The organism is Pseudoalteromonas sp. SG43-6, assembly GCF_014164365.1.
GTDB lineage: Bacteria > Pseudomonadota > Gammaproteobacteria > Enterobacterales > Alteromonadaceae > Pseudoalteromonas > Pseudoalteromonas rhizosphaerae.
The window spans coordinates 3,959-8,417 of record NZ_JACJEZ010000089.1; the positions used below are offsets into that span (position 1 = coordinate 3,959).

At 39.8% G+C, this 4,459-nt stretch carries 2 protein-coding genes; both read right to left on the bottom strand.

Annotation, left to right across the window (positions count from 1 at the left end; genetic code table 11):
- Positions 1–857 precede the first annotated feature (857 nt).
- Positions 858–2,024 (bottom strand): nucleotide sugar dehydrogenase, encoded by a 1,167-nt coding sequence (locus H5201_RS21625; RefSeq protein WP_182785367.1) that lies wholly within the window; start codon positions 2,022–2,024, stop codon positions 858–860.
- Positions 2,025–2,318: 294 nt separating this feature from the next.
- The gene (locus tag H5201_RS21630) at positions 2,319–4,274 is read right to left on the bottom strand and encodes a nucleoside-diphosphate sugar epimerase/dehydratase (protein ID WP_182785368.1); all 1,956 of its coding nucleotides are present in this window, start codon (positions 4,272–4,274) and stop codon (positions 2,319–2,321) included.
- Between the last annotated feature and the right edge of the window lie 185 nt (positions 4,275–4,459).

Below are 4,459 nucleotides of genomic sequence, written 5' to 3' on the forward strand. Positions count from 1 at the left end.
ACGCAAAAACACCACACCACATTTTGAAACGCGGTGGCAAGCAACTCGCCTACAAGTAATTAATTAAACACCAGAATACAATTTAACACCGTAGGCGTTAAGCTTGCTGACGCAAAAACACCACATCATATTTTGAAACGCGGTGGCAAGCCACTCGCCTACAGGTAATTAATTAAACATCAAAGTAAATTTAACACCGAGATAAACGTTAACACCCGTAGGCGTTAAGCTTGCTGACGCGTGTTTATTAACATCTTTATCTTCTCGCCTAAGGTAAAATGTAAAAACGTAGGAAATGGCTTTAGACCTGTTCGCGGTGGCAAGCCACTCGCCTACAAGTAATTAATTAAACACCAGAGTAAAATTTAACACCCGTAGGCGTTAAGCTTGCTGACGTGTGTTTATTAACATCTTTATCTTCTCGCCTAAGGTAAAATGTAAAAACGTAGGAAATGGCTTTAGACATGAATTTTATAAACCGCGCGGCATAAAGCACCGCCTACGCAAATCTAAACACCAATCCCGCCCCCGTAGGCGCGAGTTTACCTCGCGTAATCTTATGTTCACCACCGAGTTCACCGAGGCGCTTCGCGCTACACTGAGAAATGAAAGGTAAAGGTTAAAGCTACCTCGAGAAATGAAAGATACTGGGTAATAGGTGCTAGGTATTAGGTTAAAGGCAGAGATTAGCTACACCTGAAATCTAATGACTGATGGTTCAATACAACCGCGCGGCATTAAGCCGCGCCTACGCTTTAAAACATAGTAGCTAGGTTTTAGGCTCTAGGTCCTAGTCACTTCCCTAGCACCTTTAACCTTTACCCTTTAACCTTTAACCTTTAATCTTTAACTATTACTTAATCACTACCAAATAAATCTCGCGTATAAACTTTATCTGCAATATCACTCAGCTCTTCAACCATACGGTTGGAAACAACAACATCTGAAAGCTGTTTAAACTCATTAAGATCTTTAATCACACGTGAATTGAAAAATGCTTCATCTTTTAAAGCTGGTTCATATACGACAACTTCAATCCCTTTCGCTTTAATGCGCTTCATGATGCCTTGAATAGCAGATGCTCTAAAGTTATCTGAGCCGGCCTTCATAACTAAGCGGTATACACCGACAACTTTAGGATTGCGTTTAATGATTGAGTTAGCAATAAAATCCTTACGAGTTTTATTAGCATCAACAATTGCCCTAATCATATTATTCGGCACTACTTGGTAGTTAGCTAAAAGCTGCTTGGTATCTTTTGGTAAACAATAACCGCCATAACCAAATGAAGGATTATTATAATGGTTACCAATACGAGGGTCTAAGCTTACACCTTGTATAATTTGCTTCGCATTTAAGCCATGACTCTCAGCATAGCTATCAAGCTCATTAAAATAGGCAACACGCATTGCTAGGTAGGTATTGGAGAATAACTTGATTGCTTCGGCTTCTGTGGAGTCAGTAAACAGAACCTCAATATCTTGCTTTATTGCACCTTGAGCCAATAAATTAGCAAAAATATTAGCCCGCTCACTTTGCTCACCGACAATAATGCGAGATGGATACAAATTGTCGTGCAATGCTTTACCTTCACGTAAAAATTCTGGCGAAAATATTACATTATCAGTGCCAAGCTTTTCTTTAATCGATCGAGTAAAGCCCACAGGCACAGTTGACTTAATAACCATAGTCGCCGTTGGGTTAATTCTCATTACATCTTTAATAACCGACTCAACACTATTGGTATTAAAATAGTTTGTTACAGGATCATAATCGGTAGGAGTAGCAATAATTACAAACTCAGCGCCAACCAGAGCAGACTCTTTATTTGTGGTCGCGGTAAAATTTAATTGCTTGTTTTGTAAAAAATCACTTATTTCAACGTCAACAATTGGCGATTGCTGGTCTTTTAAAAGCGCGACTTTTTTTTCGTCTATATCAACAGCAACTACTTTATTGTGTTGCGCCAGTAACATAGCATTAGACAGGCCAACATAACCCGTGCCAAAAACAGTAACTTTCATTTCACCGTCCTTAAACTTCTGATTTGAGCGTCCTAACCCTAGTACAGGCGCATAGCCTAATATCTAGAGACTTTCATCCAATTCATTAATTTACATCACAATATATGATTAAAACAGTTTAAAACCTAAAGTCTTTAATCTCTTCTCTGTGAACTCCGTGCTCTCAGTGGTGAATAAATCATTTAAACCATTTTTACCACCGATTACAGCAAGGCGCTTCGAGCTACACCGAGAAGGCAAAGTTAAGCCTAGCACCTAGTCTTTTACCTAGCCCCTAGTACCTTTAACCTTCCCCTACCCCTTCAAATTAACCACATTCGCTTGAGGAGTACTTTCGAGCTGTTTGCCTTTTTTAGCATTCCATACCAAATCACAGATACCATCCGTTGGGTTAAATCCCGTTGGGGCGTCGAGTAACAATTGGCGGATCATTTCGTGGTCAAAGTTATGACAGGCAATGTCAAATGCTTCTAAAAACACTTTTAATTCAGGTAGCGGCAACATAGCTTCATTTGCCGTCATAATTCGCTCATGTGGCGTTTCGCCAACGTTATCACCGATTAATAACTCTTCGTAAAGCTTTTCACCTGGGCGCAGGCCGGTGCATAAAATTTCGATATCACCATGGGGGTTGGTTTTGTCTTTCACTTCAAGGCCTGAAAGGCGGATCATCTTACTGGCTAAATCTTTAATTTTTACCGAATCCCCCATATCAAGTACAAATACATCACCGCCTTTACCCATAGAGCCGGCCTGAATTACCAATTGCGCAGCTTCTGGTATGGTCATAAAAAAGCGAGTAATATCTTGGTGGGTAAGCGTAATAGGGCCACCTTCTTTAATTTGCCTGCGAAATAACGGTACCACAGAGCCAGACGAGCCAAGCACATTACCAAAACGAACCATGCAAAAACGCGTACGATGTTCTTTACCTTTGGTTTGCGCTAAACCTTGTAATACCAGTTCAGCCATCCGTTTGGTTGCCCCCATTACATTAGTTGGTCGCACCGCTTTATCGGTGGAAATTAATACAAAGGTTTCAACCTTTGCATTAACGGCCGCTTTGGCTGCGTAGTAAGTACCAAATACGTTATTACGTACACCTTCAACCACATTATGTTCAACCAAGGGGACATGCTTATAGGCCGCAGCGTGATACACTGTTTGTACACCAAATGCCATCATTACGGTTTCAATACGGTTAATACGTTGCACAGAGCCCATTATTGGGATTAGTTCTAAATCAATATGATTATTAGCTATGTACTCATTTAGTTCTTTTTCAATAGAATACAAACCAAACTCAGAGATTTCAAATAACACCAGTTTTTTAGGTTGCTGCCTAACTATTTGCCTGCACAGCTCAGAGCCAATAGAACCACCAGCTCCAGTAACCATTACTATTTTGCCAGCAATGTTGGCAGCCATAAGTTCTGGTTTTGGGGTAACTGGGTCACGGCCTAATAAATCCTCAATTTCAACTTCTCTAAATTCAGAAAGCTGCGCTTTACCTTCAACAACATCTGCCATACCAGGGATAGATAAAACTTTAATCGTTAATGGCTCTAGCTGCGCAAGTACTTCTTTGCGCCTTGCCCGGCTTGCACTTGGTAACGCTAACAATACTTTAGTGGCCTTACCTTTATTAATCAGTTCATAAATATCTTTAAAACAAATTACCGGAATACCTTGAACGATAGACCCTTGTTTGCTTTGATCATCATCAATAAAAGCACGAACGTAATATTCTGGCCCGGCACCGAGTGCAGTTGCAAGCTGCCTTCCCGCTGAGCCTGCACCATAAATAATAACCGATTCTTTATTAACAGTTGCCATTTTGCCAATCATCGCGCGCACTACAATGCGCGATCCACCAACAGTAAGTAAACATAGCCAAGCAAAAATAAATGGCATAGTACGCGGAATAGTAATACCCACAAAAAACGACAGCAATACCAAACTTACAGTGGTTATAACAGTACCAAGCACAATAGCCCATAGCGCCTGCGAGTTCATATACCGTAATACAGCGCGGTATAAACCTAAATTAATAAATGCAATTAAACCGGTAGGAATTAACATAGCTAACAGCAGCCAATTACCAAGTTCACTAAAAGGTGCAAGGCTGTCTAAACGCACTATAAGCGCAAGCCAAAATGCTGCGGCAATAAAAAGTGAATCAATAAATAAGGTGATAGCACGCTTTTTAGCGCGAGAAGCATTCAAAATAGATCGGATGAAACTATCCACAACAAGTTCCCTTTTCTTGTACTCTGTTGATTCGAAAAATAAAGAGTAAATAATATACTCTTTGATTATTAAAATTTTATCAATTATAGCGTTAAATGAACAAAACAACCACAAACCAATACATAATCATTAGTTATTGATTTTAATAAAAATAGAGAAGCTAAGGTTAAAGGTTAAAGGTTAAA

What these genes read in the sequence shown, in the direction of transcription:
- H5201_RS21625 (WP_182785367.1), bottom strand. Translation starts at nt 2,024, where the DNA reads ATGAAAGTTACTGTTTTTGGCACGGGTTATGTTGGCCTGTCTAATGCT.